Below are 4,302 nucleotides of genomic sequence, written 5' to 3'. Positions count from 1 at the left end.
GTCCACGGAAATAACAACACAGCACTAAAACTACTAAAAGATCGCGGACTTAGGTAGTGTTTGAAGAAAAAAACCAGTTCGGTAAATTGATTTCCACACGCCGAGGCAAGACACACATTCGTTGCTAAAACCAAAAATTTGCAAATTTTTGATATTTTTGTATCAAATTTCTTGCGTTTTCACTCTCATTCCGTAGAATACACAATCCTTTGTCACACTTCCACGCCGAATCGAAACAGCTTTTCGAGCGTTGGAGGTGCGATTTGATCTTTAAAAACTGAGCAAGCCATTCGTGTGGGCGCTTGATGATTTGAGTTAGAGTCACGGTTAGAACAAACGATTGATGTCGAGCAATCGACGTCCTTAAAAAACATATTAATTGAAGAGTCTGATCATGGCTCAGATTGAACGTTGGCGGCAGGTCTCATACATGCAAGTCGAACGAAGATACGACTTTGGTCGTTGACAAGTGGCGGACGGGTGAGTAACGCGTAGGAATCTACCTAGTAGTGGGGAACAACTTGGGGAAACCCGAGTTAATACCGCATACGACCTAAGGGTGAAAGCGGGGGATTTTCGAACCTCGCGCTATTAGAGGAGCCTGCGTTGGATTAGCTTGTTGGTGGGGTAACGGCCTACCAAGGCGACGATCCATAGCTGGTCTGAGAGGATGATCAGCCACACTGGAACTGAGACACGGTCCAGACTTCTACGGAAGGCAGCAGTAAAGAATATTGCGCAATGGGCGAAAGCCTGACGCAGCCATGCCGCGTGTGTGAAGAAGGCCTTTGGGTTGTAAAGCACTTTCAGTAGCGATGAAAATCATGATGTTAATACCATCATGTCCTGACATTAGTTACAGAAGAAGCACCGGCTAACTCCGTGCCAGCAGCCGCGGTAATACGGGGGGTGCAAACGTTAATCGGAATTACTGGGCGTAAAGCGCGCGTAGGCGGTCTAATAAGTGGGATGTGAAAGCCCTGGGCTTAACCTGGGAACTGCATTTCAAACTGTTAGACTAGAGTGTAGTAGAGGAAGGTGGAATTTCCTGTGGAGCGGTGGAATGCGTAGATATAGGAAGGAACACTAGTGGCGAAGGCGACCTTCTGGACTAACACTGACGCTGAGGTGCGAAAGCGTGGGGAGCAAACAGCGATTAGATACCCTGGTAGTCCACGCCGTAAACGATGAGAACTAGCCGTCGGGTCCTTCGGGACTAGGTGGCGCAGCTAACGCGATAAGTTCTCCGCCTGGGGAGTACGGCCGCAAGGTTAAAACTCAAATGAATTGACGGGAGCCCGCACAAGCGGTGGAGCATGTTGTTTAATTCGATGCAACGCGAAAAACCTTACCACCTCTTGACATCCACAGAACTGATCGTAATGAAAAGGTGCCCTCGGGAACTGTGTGACAGGTGTTGCATGGCTGTCGTCAGCTCGTGTCGTGAGATGTTGGGTTAAGTCCCGTAACGAGCGCAACCCTTGTCCTTATTTGCCAACGGCTAGGCCGGGAACTATAAGGAGACTGCCGGTGATAAACCGGAGGAAGGCGGGGATGAGGTCAAGTCATCATGGCCCTTATCGAGGTGGGCTACAAACGTGCTACAATGGGAGATACAATGGGTCGCTAAACCGCGAGGTCTCGCTAATCCTCAAAACCTCTCTTAGTCCGGATAGGAGTCTGCAACTCGACTCCTTGAAGTCGGAATCGCTAGTAATCGCGAATCAGAATGTCGCGGTGAATACGTTCCCGGGCCTTGTACACACCGCCCGTCACGTCATGGGAGTGGGTTGCACCAGAAGTAGCTAGTCTAACCTTCGGGAGGACGGTTACCACGGTGTGATTCATGACTGGGACTAAGTCGTAACAAGGTAGCCGTAGGGGAACCTGTGGCTGGATCACCTCCTTAACCTTAAATTTTGATCGGCCGGCAACCGGAGCTTACGGTACCGCCGTAAGACACCGACCCGAGTCGATCCAGTACCAAGACTCTAACGCGGTCAGGTACTCCACGGATGGTTTCGCTCATTTTGGTAGCAAGCCGAGCTGGGTTTGTAGCTCAGTAGGTTAGAGCGCGCCCCTGATAAGGGCGAGGTCGGTGGTTCAAATCCACCCAGACCCACCAATTACGTACGTTAGGTGCGTTGAGATGGGGCCGTAGCTCAGCTGGGAGAGCGACTGCCTTGCACGCAGTAGGTCAGGAGTTCGATCCTCCTCGGCTCCACCAATTTATCTTGATTACGGAAACGCTACTCAGGTAAAAGCTACCGCAAAGATCTTGTTCTTTAACAATTAGGAATCGAAAGAATCACCGCAATTACAAGCGCGTATAAAGTATCAACTGAAGTGTGTAAACACCGTTGATACGTATGATTGATGTTGATACATTGATCAAAAAAAAATATGGTATGTTGGCGAAAGTTCTAGTAGAACCGATAATCGGGTGGTACGATTAACGTGCTTCCGGTTATATGGTCAAGTGAACAAGCGCATCTGGTGGATGCCTTGGCAGCTGAAGGCGATGAAGGACGTTGCAGCCTGCGATAAGCCTCGGGGAGTCGGCAAACAGACTTTGATCCGGGGATTTCCGAATGGGGAAACCCGACACTTGTGTCATTGTGTACTGAATTCATAGGTATACAAGGCGAACCCGGAGAACTGAAATATCTAAGTACCCGGAGGAACAGAAATCAACCGAGATTCCCTTAGTAGTGACGAGCGAACGGGGAGTAGCCCTTAAGTGATTCGAGAGTTAGCAGAAGGTTCTGGAAAGTTCTGCCATAGTGGGTGAAAGCCCCGTATGCGAAAATGATCGAGTCATGAAATCGAGTAGGGCGGGGCACGTGAAACCTTGTCTGAATATGGGGGGACCATCCTCCAAGGCTAAATACTCTCAGCTGACCGATAGCGAACTAGTACCGTGAGGGAAAGGTGAAAAGAACCCCTGTTAGGGGAGTGAAAAGAACCTGAAACCGGATGCGTACAAGCAGTGGGAGCACTAAAGCGGCTTCGGCCGTGGTGAGTGTGACCGCGTACCTTTTGTATAATGGGTCAGCGACTTACTCTTGCTGGCAAGGTTAACCGTTTAGGGGAGCCATAGGGAAACCGAGTCTGAATAGGGCGTTAAGTCTGCAGGAGTAGACCCGAAACCGGGCGATCTAGCCATGGGCAGGGTGAAGGTCAGGTAACACTGACTGAAGGCCCGAACCCACCTATGTTGAAAAATGGGGGGATGACCTGTGGCTTGGAGTGAAAGGCTAATCAAGCCCGGAGATAGCTGGTTCTCCTCGAAAACTATTGAGGTAGTGCCTCTTGTATCACCGTCGGGGGTAGAGCACTGTTTGGGCTAGGGGGTCATCTAGACTTACCAACCCCATGCAAACTCCGAATACTGGCGAGTGCAGCAAGGGAGACAGACGGCGGGTGCTAAGGTCCGTCGTCGAAAGGGAAACAGCCCAGACCGCCAGCTAAGGTCCCAAAACCGTGATTAAGTGGGAAACGATGTGGGAAGGCCTAGACACCCAGGAGGTTGGCTTGGAAGCAGCCATCCTTTAAAGAAAGCGTAACAGCTCACTGGTCAAGTCGGCCTGCGCGGAAGATGTACCGGGTCTTAAATCACGTACCGAAGCTGCGGGCTTATGACAGTTTAACTGTTGTGAGCGGTAGAGGAGCATTCTGTAAGCCGTTGAAGATACATGGCGATGTGTATTGGAGGTATCAGAAGGGAGAATGCTGACATAAGTAACGATAAAGGAGGTGAGAATCCTCCTCGCCGAAAGACTAAGGGTTCCTGTGCAACGTTCATCGACGCAGGGTGAGTCGGCCCCTAAGGCAAGGCCGAAAGGCGTAGTTGATGGGAAGCAGGTTAATATTCCTGCACCGGCGATTGCTGCGATGGGGTGACGGAGAAGGCTAGACAAGCCTGCTGTTGGTTTAGCAGGTTTAAGCACGTAGGCTGAGATCTTAGGAAAATCCGGGATCTCTTAAGGCCGAGATGTGATGACGACTGAATTTTCGGATTCAGGAAGTTGTTGATGCCATGCTTCCAAGAAATAACCTCTAAGCTCTAAGCAATTGTTGACCGTACCCTAAACCGACACAGGTAGTCGGGTAGAGAATACCAAGGCGCTTGAGAGAACTCGGATGAAGGAACTAGGCAAATTGGCACCGTAACTTCGGGAGAAGGTGCGCCGCACTTGGTGAAGGGTCTTGCACCTGGAGCTGAGGGCGGTCGAAGTGACCAGGTAGCTGCGACTGTTTACTAAAAACACAGCACTCTGCAAACTCGTAAGAGGACGTATA

2 tRNA genes and 2 rRNA genes are annotated in these 4,302 nt (G+C 50.3%); all 4 read left to right on the top strand.

Annotation, left to right across the window (positions count from 1 at the left end):
* Window positions 1-376 precede the first annotated feature (376 nt).
* Window positions 377-1,912: ribosomal RNA gene (locus tag F4Y38_09200) — 16S ribosomal RNA — on the top strand.
* Window positions 1,913-2,048: 136 nt separating this feature from the next.
* Window positions 2,049-2,125, top strand: a tRNA-Ile gene (locus F4Y38_09195).
* Window positions 2,126-2,151: 26 nt separating this feature from the next.
* Window positions 2,152-2,227 (top strand) — tRNA-Ala (locus F4Y38_09190).
* Between the two features lie 239 nt (window positions 2,228-2,466).
* Window positions 2,467-4,302, top strand: a 23S ribosomal RNA gene (locus tag F4Y38_09185); the annotation flags it as partial.

It is taken from the genome of Gemmatimonadota bacterium (genome assembly GCA_009838645.1).
Lineage (GTDB): Bacteria > JAAXHH01 > JAAXHH01 > JAAXHH01 > JAAXHH01 > JAAXHH01.
The sequence above is the reverse complement of the archived record's forward strand: the minus strand, read 5'-3'. Positions and strand labels throughout refer to the sequence as shown.